Source organism: Flavobacterium sp. UW10123 (assembly GCF_040538975.1).
Taxonomy (GTDB): Bacteria; Bacteroidota; Bacteroidia; order Flavobacteriales; family Flavobacteriaceae; genus Flavobacterium.
The window spans coordinates 22,395-44,650 of the sequence record NZ_JBEWQE010000004.1; the positions used below are offsets into that span (position 1 = coordinate 22,395).

The following is a 22,256-nucleotide window of genomic DNA, read 5'->3' on the forward strand; positions in this document are numbered from 1 at the left end:
CTAATTTTGTTTCATACAAAAACAAAAGGAAAAATGGCACGGGCAATTGTACATATGGATTTGGATACCTTTTTTGTATCCTGCGAAAGACGCACCAACTCAGAACTCAATGGGATTCCGCTTATTATTGGCGGAGGTGATCGCGGCGTTGTGGCATCTTGTTCGTATGAAGCCCGTAAATATGGAGTCCGTTCTGCCATGCCAATTCGTATGGCGTTAAAACTTTGCCCAGACGCAAAAGTGATGAAAGGCGACATGGAATTATATTCGCAACTTTCTCATGATGTTACCGAAATTCTTCAGGAAAAAGCGCCTGTTTTAGAAAAAGCAAGTATCGATGAATTTTATATGGACATTACCGGAATGGACAAATTTCATGGCAATTATAAATGGACAAATGAACTGGCACAAAAAGTCATTAAAGAAACCGGACTTCCAATTAGTTTTTCATTATCCATCAATAAAACCGTTTCTAAAATTGCGACCGGAGAAGGCAAACCTGTTGGGAATCTTCAAATTCCGGAACAAGAAGTACAAGATTTTTTAAATCCGCTTTCGATTCAGAAAATCCCAATGGTGGGCGCTGTGACTTTTCAGCTTTTGTCCCGAATTGGCGTTCGCAAAATTCAGACTTTGGCCGAAATGCCTGCTGAGGTTTTACAGCAAATGATTGGCAAAAATGGTTTGGAACTTTGGAAAAAAGCCCACGGAATCGATCACACACCTGTTGAACCTTATACGGAAAGAAAATCAATTTCGACCGAAACTACTTTTTCGCAGGATACTATTGATCTTGCAAAATTGAGAAGGATATTATTAGGAATGGTCGAAAAACTGGCATTTCAGCTTCGTGCCGAACAATGGCTAACTTCGACAGTTACAGTCAAAATACGTTACGCCAATTTTGATACCGAAACCAAACAATGCAGAGTAGCTTATACCTCAGCCGATCATATTCTGACTAAAAACGTAATAGAACTTTTTGAAAAAGTCTATCAGCGTCGTATGCGTCTGCGTTTGATTGGCGTTCGCTTTAGCGGATTGGTACGCGGAACCTATCAAATTGATCTTTTTGAGGATACTCAGGAAATGCTTTCACTTTATGAAGCGATGGACAAAATGAAAAGCCGTTATGGTTTTGATGCTGTAATGCGCTGTGCCGGAGCTCATTTCAAACCAAATACTAAAGACGAAATTTTAAAACGCAAGAAATAATGTACCTTAATTGTCATTCTTATCATTCATTACGTTACGGCACAATTCCGCTTAAGGAATTGATTGCCGAAGCTGTTGCATGTGGTGTAAAAGCAATGGCATTGACGGATATTAATACCGTTACGGGAATTTACGATTTTATAAAAGCGTGTCAGGAAAAAGAAATCAAGCCTTTGATCGGAATGGAATTTAGATGTAATCATCAATTCCGATATATTGGACTGGCGAAAAATGCTGAAGGTTTAGCAGAAATGAACAGATTCTTAACTGATCATAATTTCAGCGGAGAAACTTTGCCTTTACGTGCTCCAAAATTCGAGTCGGTTTTTGTGATTTATACTTTAGAAAATGCTCCAGAAACACTTTTTGATAATGAATTTATCGGAGTTCGTCCTGAAGAAGTTTCGAGTCTTTTAACTTCAAAACATAAAAATAAAATCTCCAAAATGGTGATTTTACAGCCTGTAACTTTTAGAAATAAAAAAGAATACAACCTGCATAAAGTGCTTCGTGCTATTGATACGAATATTATTTTATCGAAACTTACAGAAGCTGATTATTGCAAAGTTTCTGATGTGATGAAACCTGTAGAGTCTCTTCTGCCTTTTTATGAAAAATATCCTGAAATCATCTTGAATACGCAACGCATCATTGACGATTGTAATTTTCAATATGATTTTTCAACAAAAAGAAATAAAAAATTCTATACTCAAAACCGCCAGCAAGATTTAAAAAAACTGACCGAATTGGCTTGGGAAGGATTTGAAAAACGTTACGGAAACGACAATCTAGAAGCAAAAGCCCGCGTAGAAAAAGAATTAAAAGTTATTGACGAATTAGAATTCAGCGGTTATTTTTTAATTACCTGGGATATTATTCAATTCAGCAATAGTCAGGGTTTTATGCACATCGGTCGAGGAAGCGGTGCCAACAGCATTATTGCCTATTGCCTCGGAATTACAGATATCTGTCCGATAGAACTGGATCTGTATTTTGAACGTTTTCTAAACCTCAACCGAAAAACTCCACCTGATTTTGATATTGACTGGAGCTGGCAGGAACGCAACACCATTTTAGAATATATTTTCGAAAAATACGGTAAAGATCATGTTGCTTTTTGCGGAACGAATGTCGAGTTTAAATATAGATCTATTTTTAGAGAAGTCGGAAAAGTTTTTGGTCTTCCTAAAGAAGAATTAGATCTTTTGGCAAAAAATCCGGAAGAACTTCATCCAACCAATAAAATTGTAAAATTGGTTCAGGAATACGGAAAAATGATGGGGAAATATCCGAACCAGCGTAGTATGCATGCGTGTGGAATTTTAATTTCGGAGGAACCAATTACCAATTATACGCCTTTGGAAATGCCTCCAAAAGGTTTTCCAATCGTGCTTTTTGATATGCATATTGCCGAAGAAATTGGTTTTGACAAATTTGATATCTTAAGTCAGCGCGGTATCGGCCATATTGATGACAGCGTAAAACTAATTGCCAAAAACCGCGGTATAAAAGTTAATATTCGAGATACTTCGATTTCTAAAGACGAAGCTGTTTGCAATTCTTATTTGGCAAAAGGACATACGATTGGCTGTTTTTATATCGAAAGTCCTGCTATGCGTGGTTTACTGCGTCGTTTAAATTGTGATAATTATAAAATTCTTGTTGCCGCATCGTCTATCATTCGTCCCGGAGTAGCACAATCGGGAATGATGAAAGAGTATATTTTTCGTCATAATAACCCAACGCAGTTTGAATATTTTCATGAGGTATTCAAAGAACATCTTGGTGAAACTTACGGTATTATGGTTTATCAGGAAGATGTCATTAAAATCGCCCAGCATTACGGTGGACTTCCCGCTCCTGATGGAGATATACTTCGTCGTGCCATGTCGGGAAAAGGAAGATCTTTGGAAGCGTTGCAAAAAGTAAAAGATAATTTCTTTGCGAGCTGTGCTCAAAAAGGGCATCCTGAAACTTTGAGTCAGGAAATTTATCGCCAAATTGAATCTTTCGCAGGATATTCATTTTGTAAAGCACACTCAGCTTCTTATGCGGTTGAAAGCTATCAGAGCTTATACTTGAAAGTTAATTTTCCAGTTGAATTTATGACGGCGGTAATCAACAATCAAGGCGGGTTTTACAGAACCGAAGTATATGTACACGAGGCAAGAATGTCTGGCGGAACGATTCATAATCCGTGTGTAAACAAAAGCGAATATCAAACAACTTTATATGGCACAGATATTTATCTCGGTTTTATGCACATTCAAAGTTTGGAATCTAAAATCGCTCATTTGATTGAAGAAGATCGAAATAAAAAAGGAGATTTTAATTCTCTGGAAGATTTTATCAATCGCATTCCAATTGGAATTGAAGGCGTTAAAACTCTGATTTTCATTGATGCATTTCGTTTTACAGAAAAAACCAAAAATCAACTTTTGGTAACTGCCAGTCTGTTATTGAATAATTTTAAACCTGAAAATAGAGATTTAAAATTACTGCAGGAACCTGTTAAAGAATACAAACTTCCAAAATTGGAACGTTCTGTTTTTGAAGATGCATTTGATGAAATCGAATTATTGAGTTTTCCTGTTTCCTGTACTGTTTTTGATCTTTTGCAAACCAAACATCGTGGAGATGTTATGGCGAAAGATTTAGTTAAATATCATAAAAAACAAGTCCGAATGCTGGCTTATTTGATTTCCAGAAAACACGTTCCAACAAAAAAAGGAACGATGTATTTCGGAACTTGGATTGATCATGAAGGCACTTATTTTGACACCGCTCATTTTCCGGATAGTTTAGAAAAACATCCTTTTCAAGGCGGAGGTTGTTATTTATTGCTAGGAAATGTTGAGGTCGATTATCATTTTCCAACTATTACAATTCTCAAAATGGCAAAGATGCCCTTTATTCCAGATCCGCGCTATATGGATTCTAAAGATCAATATAGAACACAAAATCAGATAAAGGAAGATGTTAGTTTGACACATCGTGCGCCTTATCCGCAAGGGCATGAAATTAATCTTCCTAGACATCGAATGAAATTTTAAATAAGTACAATGTTTAACACATAGAAAAATAGTTTATTAGCTTGTAGAGATGCCAATTTTAACTTTAAATCTATGTGTTAAATTTTAAATAACTAAAGAACAACTTACGTTATATAAAGATGAAAAATACGGAATATGCTATAGTCGATATTGAAACCACAGGCGGAAATGCCAGTGGCAGCCGCATTACAGAAATTGCGATCATTATTCATGATGGCAAAAATGTGCTGGATCGTTATGAAACTCTTGTAAATCCTCAACAGGATATACCTCCTTCTATTTTTGGATTAACGGGCATTAATAACGAAATGGTCGCCAATGCGCCTATTTTTGATGACATTTCAGAAAAAGTTTTAGAAATGCTTACAGATCGCATTTTCGTTGCGCATAATGTCAATTTCGATTATTCATTCGTTCATCATCAACTGGAACAGTCAGGTTTTAAATGGTCTGCTAAAAAACTTTGCACCGTTCGAGCAGCCAGAAAAATCAAACCAGGATTAGGCTCTTATAGCTTAGGAAATCTTTGCAATTCTTTAAATATCAATTTAGAAAACAGACACCGTGCGGGTGGAGATGCCGATGCTACTGCTTTGCTTTTTTCGCTTTTATTAGAATGGGATGATGCCGGAGAAATCGAAAAAATGATCAAAAAAACAGCACAAGATCAGCATCTCCCGCCTAATCTCCCGCCAGATGATTTTAATAATTTACCCGAAAAACCAGGTGTCTATTACTTTTATAATCAGCAAAAAAAAGTGATTTATGTTGGAAAAGCCATTAATGTAAAAAAACGTGTAGCATCACATTTTACCGGTAACAATATAAATCCGCAGAGACAGCATTTTTTAAGAGATATTCACGGAATTTCTTTTGAAGTCTGCGCTACCGAATTAATGGCGCTTCTTTTAGAATGTACTGAAATCAAAAAACTTTGGCCGACTTACAATAGAGCTTTAAAACGATTTGAAGCTAAATTTGGGATTTACCAATACGAAGCTAGAAATGGCTATAAATATCTTGCTATTGGCAAAGTAAGTAAGTTTCAGGTTTGCATTCATGAATTCAGCAGTTTGCATGAAGGCATTAATTTACTTCGAAATCTTGCCGAACGTTTTGAAATCGATCATCGTTTCTGCAAATATTCAAGATCTGAAGAAGGAGAATTTTTCTACAATAATAATGTACAAAATCTGCCCGATGCTATAATGCATAATGCACAAGTCGATAATGCTATTGATTATTTATTGAATAACAGACCCTCTTTTGCCATTATCGATAAAGGAAAATCAAAAGAAGAGCGCAGCTGCATTTGGATTGAAAACGGGCATTTTTATGGTATGGGATATCTTCCTTCAGATGTTTCAATTCATGAACCTTCAGACGTAAAAAATTATGTTACGCCTTATAAAAGCAATCAATATATTGAACAGTTGATTTTTTCTTATGCAGAAAAGCATCCTAGAAAAGTATTCTTTAAAAAGCATTTCTTAGTTTAAAATCAAATTAGAGAAAAATAGAGCTGTAAAAAATCAAAATTATGACACTATTTACCGACACCGAATTATTTACCACTGGACACGGAGGTAAAAAAATATTTGATCTTCCGGATTGCGAACTAATTCTGATTGAAAATTTCTTCAGCAAAGAAGAATCAGATTCTTTTTATGAAAGAATACTGCGTAAAACGAAATGGAGAGAATATGAAATGGAAATTTATGATAAAACCTACACCGTTCCTAGAATGATTGCTTGGTATGAAGATAAAGATAATACAGGAGCTGATCCAAACGGACCTGATTGGACGTATGAATTGTTAAAAATCAGAAGTCGTGTTGAAAAAGAAACACAACTTGATTTTAACAGTCTTTTGTTAAATTTATATAGAAACGGAAAAGATGGCGTTGGCTGGCACAGCGACCGAGAAGACAAATCTGGCAAAGATCCGATTATAGCATCGGTCACTTTTGGAGAAACCCGAATGTTTAAACTTCGTCACAAATTCAGAAAGGATGTTCCGCTGGTCGAAATTCCGCTTCATCATGGTTCTTTTCTACTGATGGCGGGAACTACGAATAGTTTTTGGCAGCACCATGTACCGAAAACAGCACGTAAAGTTTTGCCCAGAATAAATTTAACATTCAGACAAACGCAACGTAATGCGTAATGCATTCAGAACTAAAAACTAGCTGATTTATTAGCTTAATCTCTACGAGGAAAATTCTGTCGAAAAAAGTTAAAATACTGATTGTATGAACGTTTTATTAGGCTGAACCTTCCTTTTTTACTATTTTTGCAACCTTTTAAAAAAATATAATACCGTAATGGCTTATTCAAACAACGATTTAGCGCGCTTCTTAGATGCGCAGAACAAACTTTATCTTACTGCTCTTTCTGAAATCAGAAAAGGGAAAAAAGAGACGCATTGGATGTGGTTTATTTTTCCTCAAATTAAAGGATTAGGCAAAAGCGATACTGCAAATCTTTATGCCATTAACGATTTAAAAGAAGCTACAGATTATTTGGAACATCCAATTTTAGGAAAACATTTAATTGAAATTTCAGAATTGCTATTAACTTTTAAAATGAAATCGGCTGATGGAATTTTTGGCGACTTAGATGCACGAAAATTACGTTCTTGTATGACTTTATTTTCATTGGTAGAAAATGCAAATCCGGTATTTCAGGAAATTCTAGAGGCTTTCTTTTCTGGAGAAACCGATCCTCTTACTTTGTCTATTATTAATTCAACTATAAAATCTGTTGATGAACCGGTTGTAATGTAACCGAATTTACAACGATTATTTACACTTAAAAGACACTAATTATAGTGTCTTTTTTTTGTTTGCAACTATATCATTCGCCAAAATCAAGATTGCAATTTGTTTATTTAAAAATAATTAGCGTTAACTTGCACAATCAACCTCAAATCTAAACCAAATTATGACAGAAAAAATCAAAACTTTACAAATCATCCATCTTGGCATTTGCGCTGGGACAATTATCGCGTATTTCATTATAGGAGATATTTCGCTAGAAACACTAAGCATTCCTGCTATTGATTCTAATTCAATACTATATCTTGTTATTCCAGTTCTTGCCTTTGTTTTGAGTAGCATCTTATTCAAAGCACAATTAAAACAGATTGATCCGAAATTAAAACTAGAAGATAAACTGCCTATTTATCAAACCGCTTCTATAATGAGATGGGCAGTTCTTGAAGGCGCCGCTTTTTTGATATTATTCTTAAAGCCTGAATTCATCCTATTTGGAATACTTCTCATTGTTTATCTTCTTTATCTAAGACCTACCGAAGAAAGAATTACTAATGATTTATCTAATTCTTAAAACCTATAAAGCATAAAAAAAGCATCTTGAAAGAATCAAGATGCTTTTTTTAGTTTCAATTGAAACTAAAAATATTATTCGCTTGGTTTTGTTAAATAGTAAACTGGAATTCCAGTTAACATAATTAATACTCCCCAGCCACAGGTTGAGAATTTTGTAATTAATAGCGAAATGCAAATCGCCGACGCTACAACAATATATACCATTGGTAAAAATGGATATCCAAATGCTTTATACGGTCTTTCTGCATCTGGCATCTTTTTTCTTAAAATGAAAATTCCGTAGATGGTCAGAATATAAAAAATTAATACGATGATAATTACGAAATCAAGCAAATCTCCATATTTTCCTGTAAGACATAAAGCCGAAGCCCAAATACACTGCGCCCAAAGCGCCCAAGCAGGAACGCTTGAACTGTTTAAAACAGCTGCCTTTTTGAAAAACAAACCGTCTTTTGCCATTGTATAATATACTCTCGCACCCGCCATAATTAACCCGTTGTTGCAGGCAAAAGTCGAAATCATAATCATAATTGCGATAATCAAGGCTCCGATATTTCCAAAAATATAATCTGAAGCCACAACTGCAACACGATCAAATTTCGCTGTTGCAATTTCATCAAACGGAACGACAGCCAAATACATAAGATTTGTCACAACATAAAGAGCAGTCACAATAAAAGTACCTAGAAACAAACTAAGACCAACATTTCGTTTCGGATTTTTAATTTCGCCTGCTATAAAAGTCACACCATTCCAAGCATCGCTAGAGAATAATGAACCTACCATTGCTGCTGAAATTCCAGAAATCAAAGCAGTTCCGCTAATTGGAAGCCATGATCCGCTTTCTTTATCCAATGTCTTTGTACTCCACCCATCTGCCCAGTTTGCGTCCCAAACAGAAGCTTTCGCAGCAAGCGTAAGTCCAAAAACGACTAATCCTAGTAGCGATAAAATTTTAATTATTGTTAAAACGGTTTGCAGAATTTTTCCGTTTTTCACTCCACGGCTATTAATGAAAGTCAGAATGATAATAGTCAAAATCGAAACTAGCTGAGCAGCATTCAGTTTAAAAGCTCCCAGTTCGTAAAGAATATTTTCATCGCTTAACGGTTCGTACAAATAAGCAGCAAATTTAGAAAAAGCCACTCCTACAGCCGCAATAGTTCCAGTCTGAATAACTGCAAAAAAACTCCAGCCATATAAAAAGGCAATGAGCTTATTGTAAGCTTCTTTAAGGTAAACATATTGCCCTCCTGCTTTTGGAAACATCGCACTCAATTCGCCATAACTAACTGCTGCGACAACAGTAATAAATCCAGACAAAAGCCAGATTAAGGTAAGCCATCCTGCCGAACCTACTTGTCGAGCAATATCGGCACTTACAATAAATATCCCGGATCCGATCATAGAGCCAACCACAAGCATGGTTCCGTCTAAAAGTCCGAGTTCTCTTTTAAAATGTTCTTGGTCGTTTTCTTGCATTTTTATTGGTTTAGGTTGGCTAAAGATATACTTTTTTCTGAAATCTTAATCTTTAAATTATAAATTCTATAAATTCTTAAAAAAGATCATATTTATCAAGATTTAACCCAAATTTCTATTAAAATCTTTTGGGCGTATTCCATCGTTATGCAAAGAATTAAAGAAATTTTTGTTTAATTTTAAAAGAAAAAGCAAATCATGACTTGGGATCCAAAAAAATACAATGAGTTTAAAGAAGAACGTTCTAAACCTTTTGAAGATCTAATAAGTCATATTATTGACAAACCCAATCTAAGAGTTATCGACCTCGGATGTGGAACAGGTGAACTTACTCAAAAATTGCATCAAAAATTAACTAATCCATTTATTCTTGGTATTGATAATTCTGCCGAAATGCTAGCCAAAGCCCCAGTACAGGAAAATCTTGAATTTAAAGAAAAAACAATCTTAGAACAGTTCAATGATGACACCAAATGGGACTTAATTTTTTCGAATGCTGCATTGCAATGGATTGATAATCATAATGAACTTTTTCCGAGAATTATTTCCCACATCAATCCAGGAGGACAATTGGCGATTCAGATGCCACAACAAAATGAAAATATTCTAAACAAAATACTCTTTCAACTCGTTCAAGAAGAACCTTTTGCATTCTATCTGAAAAATTGGACACGCCCTTCTCCTGTATTAACTTTAGATGAGTACGCTAAAATTATATTTGAAAATGGCGGTAAAGATTTGGTTCTGTACGAGAAAGTTTATCCTATTATTTCTAATAAAAAAGATGACTTTTTCGACTTCATTTCAGGCTCTGCACTAACAGTTTATAAAGAAAGATTAAAAGAAGAAGAATTTGCAACTTTAACAACCGAGTTCAAGAAAAGAATAAACACTTATTTTCCCGTTGTACCCTCTATTTATGCCTTTAGGAGATTGATTATTTATGCAAAATTTTAATCCGACAATTTGACAAATTCAATCATCAATTCTTAAACAAAAATAATGTCTCTTACTTTTTATTTGAATACATGATTTATTCTTTTATTTCTTTTCAAAATCCAGCCAAAAGCTGTTTCCTTAAGTTCACAAACTAGCAAAAGTGCACTTTAAAAAAACAACAGTCTACAAAACAAACACTTAAACAAAAACAACCAAAATAAGAGCATTTTTACCTCTAGACTATTTTTTTTGCTAAAATCATAAGATAAATTTTATTATATTTGAGAGAATCATTTTAAAGGCATTTATAAATAGCAAAATAAATTAACAAGTGTTTAAAGTTTACAATGAATTAATTTTTCCCCAGAAATATTTATTCATACCTTATAAAACACGCAAAAGGCACTTTTTTATTAACCTACTAATTTTTAAGATTATGTCTAAATTGCAAGCTTTAAAAAATTTTCGTTTCCCAAATGTTTTCATTCTTATTTTAATCGTTTTTATTTCGTGCGCATTATTAATTTGCATCAATTTTTTTACTATTAAAATCTTATCTGCCAACAGAGCTTATGTAAATGGAGAATCTCATTATTCAAAAGGACAGAAAGACGCATCTAGACACTTGATTACTTATTTATTCACCAAAAACCCTTCTCAATGGAAATTGTATTTAGAAGAGTTAAAAGTGCCACAAGGAGATGGAATTGCAAGGATCACACTTTTGAAGGCTGGAGACAATGAAATTGCCAGAAAGGGCTTTTTAACAGGCCGAAATAATGAAGATGATTTAGATGATATTATATGGCTTTTTGAAAACTTTAAAAATGTGAGTTTTTTATCTAAAGCTATAAACGAATGGGGACAAGGCGACAAATTAATTTTTAATTTATTTGTTATCGGACAGCAAATTAATGCCAAAATTAAACACAATATATTAACCGCAGCAGACCAAAAAAAGTTCTTAAAAGATATTAGTGCAATAAGCGACCGATTAACTATTAATGAACGTAATTTTTCTAATACTTTAGGAGAAGGAACTCGAAAAATAAAAGATTTGCTCATTATCACAAATATTTTTTTTATTCTGGTAATAGTCTGCAGCGTTTGTCTTTATTATTCTATAATGGTCAAAAGATTATTGGTTTCTAAAAAAGAGATAGAGGTAAAAAATGAAAATCTTGTTATTGTAAATCGTGAATTGGATCGATTTGTATACAGCGCATCACACGATCTGAGATCTCCAATCACTTCATTAAAAGGTCTTATCGAAATTACCGCTTTGGAAGATGACGCAGAGCAGGTTCGAAATTATTTGCAAATGATGCATCAAAGCCTTGCTAGACAAGATCAATTTATTAGCGATATCATTGATTACTCTAAAAACAAAAGAAAACAAATAGTGATGGAACCTGTAAGCTTGAAGGAGCTTTGCAATGAGGCCATTTTGCAATTAATGCATATCGAAAATGCAAGCAAAATTAAATTCACTCAAGAACTTTTGGTGGATCAGATTGAAAGTGATGGTCTTCGCTTAAAAATTATTATTAACAACTTGCTTTCTAATGCTATAAAGTATGCTGATTGCAATAAGCCAGAAATGTTTATTACAATAAAAACCTACTTTACCGAAGGTCAAAATAGAATTGAAATAGCAGATAATGGAATCGGAATTCATGACGATTATAAAGCGAACATCTTTGACATGTACTTTGGAACCAACAAAAACAAAGGTTCTGGATTAGGTTTGTATATCGTAAAAGAAGCAGTTGAAAATATTAGAGGGGACATTTCAGTTTTTTCAGAAAACAGAGTCGGAAGTAAATTTATAGTAACAATACCAAATTCATATGCCGTATAGATCTCAATTTATAATTATAGAAGATAATCTGATCGATCAATTTATCACTAAAAAGCTACTTAAAAAAGGGCTTGACATCAATCCTATTTATATAGCTAATAATGGGAAAGAAGGCATGAATTGGTTGCTAAAAAATCAGAGCCAAAATCCATTAATTATTCTTTTAGACATTCAGATGCCTATTATGGATGGATTTGAATTCTTGAAAGAATTCGACAGGTTGCCAGAAGATATAAAAGAAAAGATTGAAATTTTTGTACTTTCTTCGACTTTGGATAGTGACGAAATCAAGAAAGTTAAAGAAAATAAGTACGTATCTGATTTTTGGAATAAACCTTTTAGATTAGAAATATTGAAAAGTGTTTTTCTAGAAAACTTAATTTAAAACACGATTTACTTGAGAAAATGCTCTAGTGTAATATGGCTCTTTTGTCGAAGAAATCATCACACCACCATGAGTAGATGAATGTACAAATTTAATCTCACCGTCAACATTTTCAACAACCATACCTACATGATTTATATGGCGCCTGCCGTTAGTTCTGAAGAAAATTAGGTCTCCTTTTTGAGCTTCCTCCGAAGCTACTTTTGTTCCTATTCGAGATTGTTCTATTGAGCTTCTCGGAAGTTTAATATCAAAGTTGCCAAAAGTACAAAACATTAATCCTGAACAGTCAAAACCTGCTTTTGTTGTTCCGCCTGATCTATATCTAGTTCCTATATTCTCAGTTGCACTTGCTATAAGCTGATCAATTAATACAGAATAATTTCCTGTTCTAACAAAAGTTGAATCTCTTTTTATTTCTGGAGTGGCCTCAGCTATTTGACTAGAAGAATCATTGGTCTGAATATTAGTCTCTTGCAATGTTTTTGCGGCCTGAATTGCATCTGCTTTTTCTTTTGGAACAAGAATTTTCAATAAATATCCAACAGGTACTTTTCCTTTAATTGACGGATTCTGACGTTCCAATTCTGCAACGGTAATACCATATTCTTTAGAAATGCCGTATTTTGTTTCTTTAGCCTTGACCTCTCTAAAAAGTTCTACATCTGTTGAAACTACTTCTAAATTAACTGGAGTTTCACTTGGAGAAATAATATTTGCTACTGCGTTATTTGAAGGAATATTTATTTGCTGTCCTATTTTTAAGCCTTCGGTTTCTATAGATGGATTTGCTTTTTTCAATTCATCAACAGAGACATTATATTTTTTAGAAATTCCCCAAAGCGTTTCTTTGGAAGCTACTTCGTGAGTGCCAGAAGTATTAGAAGAGGTATTATTTACTGCAACTTCAACATTTTTAGTCTTTGTTTTTGCAGTCGTTTTATTTTTATTTGGAATTAAAAGGGTCGAATTTAGTTTTAATATTTTAGGAGCATTTGGGTTTGCGTCTGCGATGTCTTTTACTTTTACTCCGTATTTTTTAGCAATAACAGAAAGGTTATCTCCTTGTGAAATTTTGTGCTTAATAAAATTATCCTGCGCCAAAGCTCCTACACTGAAAAAAAACAATACTATTATTAACCTATAAACCATACTCCTTATTTAAAAGTTTTACCTTTTTAATGTTACACAATAATCTCAACTCAAAAAAGACAAATATATTGCCTAAAAAGCGAATTTAACTTTTTAAAGTAAAAAAATGAGTATTTTTAACAATTAATTTACTTCAAATTAACAGCCTCGGCATGAATATTGAGCCAACTTTTTGAAAAGCAGTTTTTTATAAAATTGTGTTTTTTAAAAATTTTCCAAACCAAACTAAAACCTAGTATTGTGAAAAAACTACTCCAAATTGTCATTTTACTGCCTTTTATTACAAATGCACAAACAATAAGCGGAATTGTTAAATCTGAATCTACTAATTTACCAATCGGAGATGCAAACCTATATGCGTTACGAGCTCAAACTGGAACAATAACCAATGACAGCGGGGAATTTTTACTAAACAAAGTAAAAGCAAACGATACAATTCAGGTGTCACATATTGGCTACAATCCAACAAAAATTGCAATTACCGATCTTAAAAAATCAAATTTTATCATTTTACTTAAAGAAGATATTGAAACTCTTAATAATGTTGAGGTAACAAATCATCAAGCAAAATTAAAATCTAAACTTGACTTTACTAAGCTTGAATCTTTAAACAATGTTCTTTATTCTTTTGGTTCGACAGTAATAAATGGCAAAATTTATATTACAGGCGGAGATACGAGCGAAGAAGAGAATGCACTAAACATTTTAAAGGAAAGAAACATAAGTTCTGACAACGACCCTAACTTCGAAAAAAAATATCGAGATTTACTTCAATTGAATGTTGCTAAAAAATTTTACAAGGAAGACCTGCTTATTTATGATCCTAAAACAGATGTATGGGAGAAATCAGATACAAAATTCAAGAGAAGAGCTTATCATAATATAAATTATTACAATAACACGCTCTATGTTTTGGGAGGAAAAAGAGTATCCACAAATCAAAGATTTGAATATTTAGAAAATGAAATTGAAGTTTTTGACATGAATAAAAACTCGATTGCAATTGACAAAACCAATCCTCATACAGCTTCAGATTTTGCTTCTTTTGTTTATAAAGACAATATCATTGTTATGGGCGGTTCTACAAAAAAGACTGAAAGAGGACAAAAAACCTTCACAGACAAAGTACACATGTACAATATCACTTCTGGATTATGGTATGAGTTAGAAAAAATGCCGGTTGCCAAAGAAGTTAAAGGGGTTTTGATTGGCGATAAAATTTTTACCGTTGGAAGTAAAAACAACAAAAGCTTATCTGAAATTCAGAGTTTTGATATAACAAATGAAACTTGGAAAAATGAAGCGACTTTAATTTCTCACTTAGAAAATCCAGCAATTGCTTACAATGATAATGACATCTACCTTCTCGAAGACGGAAAGCTGTCAATTTATAATACAAAATCAAAACAAATTAAAGAATATTTTATTGATCTTCAGTTAAGAGGCGCTACCATGCATTTTATAAATAACAAGCTGTATATTATTGGAGGCTACTCATTTGGCTCGTTTATGAAGCTTCCTTCATCAAAAGTGTACAGCATTTCTACTGACGAATTTGACACCACCGCACCAAACCGCATTAGAGTTTTATCACAAAACAATCTAGCTCAAAGAAATTAGCCCGCAATAAAAAATGGAACCTACTCATTTTCAGATAAAAATCTATTCCTATTACAATTGCGGTTCAAAAATTTAATACTAAATTTACTTCAAACAAATAGCTAGACACAAAGTTCAATACGCTTTTCTAAGAGTTTTTTTTTTAGAATTCAATCCAAGATAAAACTTATTTACTGTGAAAAAACTACTTTACTTCGTCCTTTTACTGCCTTTTATTTCGAATGCCCAAATAGTCAGCGGAACTGTCAAATCTCGAGCTACTAATTTACCAGTGGAAGATACCAATATCTATGCATTGCGCACTCAAATTGGAACTTTGACCAATGACAAAGGAGAATTTTCATTAAATAACAAAATAAAGCCCAATGACACTCTTCAGGTTTCTCATGTTGGGTACATCACATCAAAAATTGCGATTAAAGATTTACAAAAATCAAATTATGTTATCTCACTTGAAGAAGATATTGAAACCTTAAAAAATGTAAATATTACCAATATTAAATGGTCCAAACTGAAATCTAAACTTGATTTCACCGAACTCGCACCTTTAGAATACGGCATTTATTCTTTTGGATCTGTAGTAGCAAATGGCAAAATCTATGTTGTTGGAGGTGATATTAGCGAACAATATAATGTTTTAACTAATATTAAATCAAAAGATATAGGTGGCGGCGATCCTACTAGATTTAACGATCCTGTTTATGTAAGCAAATACCTTCGAGAACTTGAAGACAATCAAGGTAAAGTTTTTTACAAGGGAGATCTCCTCGCTTACGATCCGAAAGCAGATTTGTGGGAGAAATCGAATCAGAAATTTAGAAAAAGAGCTTACCATAGCATCAATTTTCACAATAATATCCTTTATGTTTTAGGAGGGAAAAAGGGACCTCTGGGCAATAAAAAACATGAATTTCTAGACAATGAAATTGAAGTTTTTGATCTTAACACAAATCAAATTGTAATTGACAAAACCAACCCGCATAAAGCCGTAAACTTTGCTTCTTTCACTTATAAAGACAATATTATTGTTATGGGCGGTTCAATAAGATCAACCGAAAAAGGTCAAAAAATTTTTACTGACAAGGTACATTTGTACAATCTAACTTCAGGTTTGTGGTATGAATTAACAAAAATGCCAGTAGGCCAAGAAGTAAAAGGTGCTTTAATTGGCGATAAAATATTTACAATTGGCAATACCAACAACAGAAGTTTTTCTGAGATTCAGAGTTTTGATTTAACAAATGAAATCTGGAAACAAGAAGCAACTTTACTTTGCCGACTCGAAAATCCTGCAATTACATACCATGAAGACACTATTTATCTATTTGAAGATGGCAAACTGCTCGTTTATAACATAAATTCGAAACTAATTAAAGAATATCATATTAAGCTTGAGCTCAAATCTGCTGCAATGCATTTTATTGATGACAAATTATATATAATCGGGGGATATAATTTTACTAATTACTATGCTTCTCCTTCATCAAAAACATACAGCATCAGTGTGGATGAATTTGACACCACAAGACCTTACCGAATTAGAGTTTTATCGCAAAATAATTTAGCCAACGGAAACTAATTTTTTCTAAAAACAAAAGCCCTGTAAAAACAGGGCTTTTAATATATAAAATCAAATCTTAAGCTTTTCCAGCAGCAATTAGGTTTAATGCAGAACCTGCAACAAACCAACCGATTTGTCCTTCATTGTATGTATGGTTTGCCAAAATAATATCTTTTGTACCATCTGCGTGAACAAATTCTAATGTCAATGGTTTTCCTGGAGCAAATTCTGTTAAATCTAAGAAATTGATTGTATCATCTTCTTGAATTTTGTCATAATCTGCTTCGTTTGCAAATGTCAATCCTAAAAGACCTTGTTTTTTAAGGTTAGTTTCGTGGATACGAGCAAAAGATTTCACTAATACCGCCTTAACACCTAAGAAACGAGGCTCCATAGCTGCATGCTCACGTGATGAACCTTCACCGTAGTTATGATCTCCAACTACTATTGATGGAACTCCAGCTGCTTTGTAAGCACGAGCTACAGCAGGAACAGCATCATATTGACCTGTCAATTGGTTTTTAACTGAATTTGTTTTTTGGTTGTAAGCGTTTACAGCACCAATTAACATATTGTTTGAAATGTTATCTAAATGCCCTCGGAAACGTAACCATGGTCCAGCCATAGAAATATGGTCAGTTGTACATTTTCCGAATGCTTTAATTAACAATTTAGCTCCCGTAATATTTTCACCATCCCAAGCATCAAACGGAGCTAATAATTGCAAACGCTCAGAAGTTGGATTTACCACAACCTGAACTCCTGATCCGTCTTCTGCTGGAGCTTGAAATCCTGGATCTTCAGCATAGAATCCTTTCGCAGGAAGTTCATCTCCTGTTGGAGCATCAAGCATTACTTCTTCACCATCTTCATTGATTAACTTATCTGTTAATGGATTAAAGCCTAAATCACCCGCAATTGCCATGGCTGTTACCAATTCTGGAGAACCAACAAAAGCCAATGTATTAGGATTACCATCTGCACGTTTTGAGAAGTTACGGTTGAAAGAGTGAACAATGGTGTTTCTTTCTTCTTTTTCTGCCCCTTCTCTATCCCACATACCAATACATGGTCCGCAAGCATTCGCAAAAACAGTAGCTCCAATTTTATGGAATGTATCAATAAATCCATCTCTTTCGATAGTTGAACGAACTACCTCAGAACCTGGCGTAATAGTAAATTCTGCTTTTGTTTTTAAGTTTTTGTCAGCAACTTGCCTTGCTAAAGACGCTGCTCTAGAAATATCCTCATAAGATGAATTCGTACAAGAACCAATCAAACCAACCTGAATCTGTAATGGCCAGTTATTTTTGATTGCTTCTTCTTTCATTTTAGAAATCGGAGTAGCTAAATCTGGAGTGAAAGGTCCGTTTAAATGTGGTTCCAATTCTGACAAGTTAATTTCAATAACCTGATCAAAATACTGCTCTGGATTTGCATATACTTCAGCATCTCCTGTCAAATATGAAGCAATTTTATCTGCAGCATCGGCAACATCTGCACGATTTGTAGAACGCAAGTAACGTCCCATTGAAGCATCATACCCAAAAGTTGAAGTTGTAGCCCCAATTTCAGCCCCCATATTACAGATTGTTCCTTTACCCGTACAAGACATAGCCGTTGCACCTTCTCCAAAATATTCTACAATAGCTCCAGTTCCTCCTTTTACAGTCAGAATACCTGCAACTTTAAGAATTACGTCTTTTGGAGCTGTCCACCCTGATAATTTACCAGTTAATTTAACTCCGATAAGTTTAGGAAATTTAAGCTCCCAAGCCATTCCAGACATTACGTCTACAGCATCAGCACCACCAACTCCAATAGCTACCATTCCTAAACCTCCTGCATTTACAGTATGAGAATCGGTACCAATCATCATTCCTCCTGGGAAAGCATAATTTTCAAGTACTACCTGGTGAATAATTCCAGCTCCTGGTTTCCAGAAACCAATTCCATATTTATTAGAAACAGAAGATAAGAAGTCAAAAACCTCATTACTTTGTGTTTTTGCTCTAGCCAAATCGGTCGCAGCATCTACTTTTGCCTGAATTAAGTGATCACAGTGTACTGTTGTAGGAACTGCTACTTTAGATTTTCCAGCATGCATAAACTGCAATAATGCCATTTGTGCTGTTGCATCTTGACACGCTACACGGTCTGGTGCAAAATCAACATAATCTACTCCTCTTTTAAAAACTTTAGATGGAGTTCCATCCCAAAGGTGATTGTATAAAATTTTCTCTGTTAACGTAAGCGGACGACCAACAAGCTCTCGTGCTTTATCTACACGAGCAGGCATGTTTTCGTACACTTTTTTAATCATTTCGATATCAAAAGCCATAAGTTCTATAATTATTTTTTTGTTTTTTTATTTTATTTTGAACATGACAAGTTACAAAAAATAGAAGAGCTATAAAAGAAAAAGCCCGAGTTTATCGCTCGGGCTTTTGAAATATTAATAATCGTAAGATTACATAACTAACGATTTGTTTGAAGGTGCAAACTTAGTCAAGTTAATACCGTCAACTGCAGTAGTATACTCTTCAATAGTAGGAGTTCTTCCTAAAATTGTAGACAACACTACAACTGGAGTAGAAGAAAGCAATGACTCTCCTTTTTTACCTTCTTTGTCTTCTACAACTCTTCCTTGGAATAAACGAGTAGATGTTGCCATTACTGTATCTCCTTTTGCTGCTTTTTCTTGGTTACCCATACAAAGGTTACATCCTGGACGCTCTAAATACAACATGTTCTCATATTCAGTACGTGCTGCACCTTTTGGAGCATTATCGTCAAATTCGAAACCAGAGTATCTTTGTAACACTTCCCAATCTCCTTCTGCTTTTAACTCATCTACAATGTTGTAAGTTGGAGGAGCTACTACAAGTGGCGCTTTGAATTCAACTTTACCTGTTTGTGCTTCAACATTTTTCAACATTTGAGCAAGAATTTTCATATCTCCTTTATGAACCATACAAGAACCAATAAATCCAAGATCTACTTTTTTATCTCCTCCGTAGAAAGATAAAGGTCTAATTGTATCGTGAGTATATCGTTTAGAAACGTCTTTATTATTTACGTCTGGATCTGCAATCATTGGCTCAGCAATCAAATCTAAGTCTACTACAACTTCAGCGTAATATTTAGCATTTGCATCTGGAGTTAAAGCTGGTTTTTCTGCCGATTTAATTTCAGCAATTCTCTTATCAGCTTTGTTGATTAATCCTTGAAGAACGTGTTTGTCGTTATCCATTCCTTTGTCGATCATGATTTGGATTCTGCCTTTAGCGATCTCCAATGATTCAATCAAAGTATCATCTTCTGAAATACAGATAGAAGCTTTTGCTTTCATCTCTGCAGTCCAGTCTGTAAATGTAAAGGCTTGGTCAGCAGTCAATGTTCCAATGTGAACCTCAATGATTCTTCCTTGGAAAACATTTTCTCCTCCAAATTGATGAAGCATTTGAGCTTGAGTAGCATGAACCACATCACGGAAGTCCATATATCCTTTCATGTCTCCTTTGAAAGTTACTTTTACAGATTCTGGAATTGGCATAGAAGCCTCTCCCGTAGCCAATGCAAGAGCAACTGTTCCTGAGTCAGCACCAAAAGCAACCCCTTTTGACATTCTTGTATGAGAGTCACCACCAATAATGATAGCCCACTCATCAATTGTAATATCGTTAAGCACTTTGTGGATTACGTCTGTCATTGAATGATAAACTCCTTTCGGGTCACGAGCTGTGATCAATCCGAAATCGTTCATAAATTTCATCAATTTAGGAATGTTAGCTTGTGCTTTTTTATCCCAAACCGAAGCTGTATGACAACCTGATTGGTATGCACCATCAACAATTGGTGAAATTACTGTAGCCGCCATAGACTCTAATTCCTGAGCAGTCATAAGACCTGTAGTATCTTGAGATCCTACAATATTAACTTCTACACGAACATCAGAACCAGCGTGCAATACTTTACCTGGAGCAATACCAACAGCATTTTTATTGAAGATTTTTTCTACCGCAGTAAGACCTTGACCTTCAATAGAAATTTCTTTTGATGGAGCAAATACAAGCGGAGCTTCAACATCTAAAACTTTTGCTGCTAATGTTTGCAATTTTTTACCAAATACAATAGCATATGATCCTCCAGCTTTAATGAACTCCATTTTCTGAGGTGTAAATGCCTTAGAAATATCGATTAATTCTTGATCTCCGTTATATAATTTTTTCTCTTTAATATTGATAGTCAAAACTGTTCCTGTAGCTACAGAATACGCTTGCTCTAAAACTGGCTCATCGTTTTCATTACGAACCACATTTCCATTTGCGTCAACTTTTTTAACCCAGTTTTTAAGGTCTAAACCAATACCGCCAGTAACGTCAACTGTTGTTAAGAAAATTGGAGAAATTCCGTTTGTTCCTCCAACGATTGGAGCAATATTTACAAATGGAATATATGGACTAGCTTGTTTTCCTGTCCAAAGTGCTACGTTGTTAACACCTGACATTCTAGAAGATCCTACCCCCATTGTTCCTTTTTCAGCGATCAACATCACACTTTTATCTGGATGCTGTGCTTGTAATTCTCTAATTTCTTGTTGTGCTTGCGGTGTAATCATACATTGACCATGCAATTCACGGTCTGAACGCGAGTGCGCTTGATTACCCGGAGAAAGTAAATCTGTAGAAATATCTCCTTCTCCAGCAATAAAAGTAACTACCTTAACTTCGTCTGCAACTTCTGGAAGTTTAGTAAAAAACTCCGCTTTTGCATAACTCTCAAGGATTTCTTTAGCAATTTCGTTATTATTTTTAAATGCCTCTATTAAGCGATCTGTATCAGCTTCATAAAGGAATACTTGTGTTTTAAGAACATCTGCACCTTGTTTTGCAATTGCAGCATCATTTCCTAAAGCTAAATCTAATAGCACTTCAATAGAAGGTCCACCTTTCATGTGAGAAAGTAATTCAAAAGCAAAAGCAGGCGTAATTTCATTTACAACCGACTGACCAAGAATAATTTCTTTTAAGAACTTAGCTTTTTCACCTGCAGCACTAGTAGTACCTGGTAATGTATTGTAAATAAAAAATTTAAGAGAATCTTCGCGGTTTGCGTTATTAACATCTTTAATTTGGGAAATGATTTCGCTTAATAATTCAGCTCCATCAATTGGTTTAGGGTGTAACCCTAGTTTTTTTCTCTCTTCAATTTCTTGAAGGTAATCCTGATAAATATTCATAATAAAAGCGGATTTATTTTTTTGAAGCAAATTTAAGCATTAAACCGGATAATTAAAAAAAATATAATAGAACAAGCCTTTTCAAAAATTATTATTGCTAAAAAACGATTTTCACTGCTTGTTTTTGCCAAAAAATCAATTTTAAATTAAAATAATGAATTATTAATATTTAAAGATCTTTTCTTTAACAAAGTCGAAATTTGATGTTATAAAGTAAGTAAGTTTTTACCTCTATTTTCGCAAAGAACCTTTCTAAATAAGAAATTATAACGTTATAGTTGATCTTTTTAACGTCGTTTCAGCATCGCTGATCGATTTTAAAATTCCCGAAAACAATACAGAAGTATTCCAGATAAAAACAAAAAATCCCGACAATAAATTATCGGGATCTAATAA

The 22,256-nt window shown here is 34.1% G+C and carries 15 protein-coding genes; 11 read left to right on the top strand and 4 right to left on the bottom strand.

Annotated elements, in window-relative coordinates:
• The first annotated feature begins 33 nt into the window (after positions 1-33).
• From dinB to ABXT06_RS05870, 6 genes are all read left to right on the top strand, one after another.
• Positions 34-1,215 (top strand): DNA polymerase IV, encoded by a 1,182-nt coding sequence (gene dinB, locus ABXT06_RS05845; protein ID WP_354589907.1) that lies wholly within the window; start codon positions 34-36, stop codon positions 1,213-1,215.
• Positions 1,215-4,268, top strand: coding sequence for a DNA polymerase III subunit alpha (locus ABXT06_RS05850; protein WP_354589908.1), 3,054 nt, complete (start codon positions 1,215-1,217; stop codon positions 4,266-4,268). The genes dinB and ABXT06_RS05850 overlap by 1 nt, the downstream gene beginning before the upstream one ends.
• A gap of 119 nt (positions 4,269-4,387) precedes the next feature.
• On the top strand, positions 4,388-5,767 hold the full coding sequence (locus tag ABXT06_RS05855; RefSeq protein WP_354589909.1) for an exonuclease domain-containing protein: 1,380 nt from the start codon (positions 4,388-4,390) through the stop codon (positions 5,765-5,767).
• Between the two features lie 41 nt (positions 5,768-5,808).
• Positions 5,809-6,435 carry an alpha-ketoglutarate-dependent dioxygenase AlkB family protein gene (locus ABXT06_RS05860; RefSeq protein WP_354589910.1) on the top strand — a complete coding sequence of 209 codons (627 nt, stop codon included), beginning with the start codon at positions 5,809-5,811 and terminating at the stop codon, positions 6,433-6,435.
• Between the two features lie 157 nt (positions 6,436-6,592).
• A complete protein-coding gene (locus tag ABXT06_RS05865) occupies positions 6,593-7,054 on the top strand; it encodes a DUF1810 domain-containing protein (protein WP_354589911.1) in 462 nt (153 codons plus the stop codon).
• Between the two features lie 157 nt (positions 7,055-7,211).
• The gene (locus tag ABXT06_RS05870) at positions 7,212-7,616 is read left to right on the top strand and encodes an MFS transporter (protein WP_354589912.1); all 405 of its coding nucleotides are present in this window, start codon (positions 7,212-7,214) and stop codon (positions 7,614-7,616) included.
• A 74-nt stretch (positions 7,617-7,690) separates the two neighbouring features.
• On the opposite strand, the gene ABXT06_RS05875 is transcribed toward ABXT06_RS05870, so the two are convergent.
• Positions 7,691-9,100, bottom strand: coding sequence for an APC family permease (locus ABXT06_RS05875; protein WP_354589913.1), 1,410 nt, complete (start codon positions 9,098-9,100; stop codon positions 7,691-7,693).
• A gap of 198 nt (positions 9,101-9,298) precedes the next feature.
• On the opposite strand from ABXT06_RS05875, the gene ABXT06_RS05880 reads away from it, so the two are divergent.
• The 3 genes from ABXT06_RS05880 to ABXT06_RS05890 all read left to right on the top strand — a co-directional run bounded on the left by ABXT06_RS05880 (position 9,299) and on the right by ABXT06_RS05890 (position 12,285).
• Positions 9,299-10,057, top strand: coding sequence for a methyltransferase domain-containing protein (locus ABXT06_RS05880; protein ID WP_354589914.1), 759 nt, complete (start codon positions 9,299-9,301; stop codon positions 10,055-10,057).
• Positions 10,058-10,475: 418 nt separating this feature from the next.
• On the top strand, positions 10,476-11,900 hold the full coding sequence (locus ABXT06_RS05885; protein ID WP_354589915.1) for a sensor histidine kinase: 1,425 nt from the start codon (positions 10,476-10,478) through the stop codon (positions 11,898-11,900).
• On the top strand, positions 11,890-12,285 hold the full coding sequence (locus ABXT06_RS05890; protein WP_354589916.1) for a response regulator: 396 nt from the start codon (positions 11,890-11,892) through the stop codon (positions 12,283-12,285). The genes ABXT06_RS05885 and ABXT06_RS05890 overlap by 11 nt, the downstream gene beginning before the upstream one ends.
• On the opposite strand, the gene ABXT06_RS05895 is transcribed toward ABXT06_RS05890, so the two are convergent.
• The gene (locus ABXT06_RS05895) at positions 12,277-13,437 is read right to left on the bottom strand and encodes a C40 family peptidase (protein WP_354589917.1); all 1,161 of its coding nucleotides are present in this window, start codon (positions 13,435-13,437) and stop codon (positions 12,277-12,279) included. The two genes, ABXT06_RS05890 and ABXT06_RS05895, sit on opposite strands and share 9 nt — an antisense overlap.
• Positions 13,438-13,677: 240 nt before the next feature.
• Here ABXT06_RS05895 and ABXT06_RS05900 point away from each other — a divergent pair, with 240 nt between their 5' ends.
• Together ABXT06_RS05900 and ABXT06_RS05905 are read left to right on the top strand one after the other, a co-directional pair.
• Positions 13,678-15,057, top strand: coding sequence for a Kelch repeat-containing protein (locus ABXT06_RS05900; RefSeq protein WP_354589918.1), 1,380 nt, complete (start codon positions 13,678-13,680; stop codon positions 15,055-15,057).
• A 175-nt stretch (positions 15,058-15,232) separates the two neighbouring features.
• On the top strand, positions 15,233-16,636 hold the full coding sequence (locus ABXT06_RS05905) for a Kelch repeat-containing protein (protein WP_354589919.1): 1,404 nt from the start codon (positions 15,233-15,235) through the stop codon (positions 16,634-16,636).
• Between the two features lie 58 nt (positions 16,637-16,694).
• Here ABXT06_RS05905 and ABXT06_RS05910 read toward each other — a convergent pair whose 3' ends face one another.
• Both ABXT06_RS05910 and ABXT06_RS05915 read right to left on the bottom strand, forming a co-directional pair.
• Positions 16,695-18,959 carry an aconitate hydratase gene (locus tag ABXT06_RS05910; protein ID WP_354589920.1) on the bottom strand — a complete coding sequence of 755 codons (2,265 nt, stop codon included), beginning with the start codon at positions 18,957-18,959 and terminating at the stop codon, positions 16,695-16,697.
• Positions 18,960-19,088: 129 nt separating this feature from the next.
• Positions 19,089-21,860, bottom strand: coding sequence for a bifunctional aconitate hydratase 2/2-methylisocitrate dehydratase (locus tag ABXT06_RS05915; RefSeq protein ID WP_354589921.1), 2,772 nt, complete (start codon positions 21,858-21,860; stop codon positions 19,089-19,091).
• Between the last annotated feature and the right edge of the window lie 396 nt (positions 21,861-22,256).

Bases quoted from the DNA above. Each gene is read 5' to 3' on its own strand.
- ABXT06_RS05850 (WP_354589908.1), top strand. From the start codon at position 1,215: ATGTACCTTAATTGTCATTCTTATCATTCATTACGTTACGGCACAATT.
- ABXT06_RS05880 (WP_354589914.1), top strand. From the start codon at position 9,299: ATGACTTGGGATCCAAAAAAATACAATGAGTTTAAAGAAGAACGTTCT.
- dinB (WP_354589907.1), top strand. From the start codon at position 34: ATGGCACGGGCAATTGTACATATGGATTTGGATACCTTTTTTGTATCC.
- ABXT06_RS05915 (WP_354589921.1), bottom strand. From the start codon at position 21,860: ATGAATATTTATCAGGATTACCTTCAAGAAATTGAAGAGAGAAAAAAA.
- ABXT06_RS05895 (WP_354589917.1), bottom strand. From the start codon at position 13,437: ATGGTTTATAGGTTAATAATAGTATTGTTTTTTTTCAGTGTAGGAGCT.
- ABXT06_RS05890 (WP_354589916.1), top strand. From the start codon at position 11,890: ATGCCGTATAGATCTCAATTTATAATTATAGAAGATAATCTGATCGAT.
- ABXT06_RS05870 (WP_354589912.1), top strand. From the start codon at position 7,212: ATGACAGAAAAAATCAAAACTTTACAAATCATCCATCTTGGCATTTGC.
- ABXT06_RS05875 (WP_354589913.1), bottom strand. From the start codon at position 9,100: ATGCAAGAAAACGACCAAGAACATTTTAAAAGAGAACTCGGACTTTTA.
- ABXT06_RS05885 (WP_354589915.1), top strand. From the start codon at position 10,476: ATGTCTAAATTGCAAGCTTTAAAAAATTTTCGTTTCCCAAATGTTTTC.
- ABXT06_RS05860 (WP_354589910.1), top strand. From the start codon at position 5,809: ATGACACTATTTACCGACACCGAATTATTTACCACTGGACACGGAGGT.
- ABXT06_RS05910 (WP_354589920.1), bottom strand. From the start codon at position 18,959: ATGGCTTTTGATATCGAAATGATTAAAAAAGTGTACGAAAACATGCCT.
- ABXT06_RS05855 (WP_354589909.1), top strand. From the start codon at position 4,388: ATGAAAAATACGGAATATGCTATAGTCGATATTGAAACCACAGGCGGA.
- ABXT06_RS05865 (WP_354589911.1), top strand. From the start codon at position 6,593: ATGGCTTATTCAAACAACGATTTAGCGCGCTTCTTAGATGCGCAGAAC.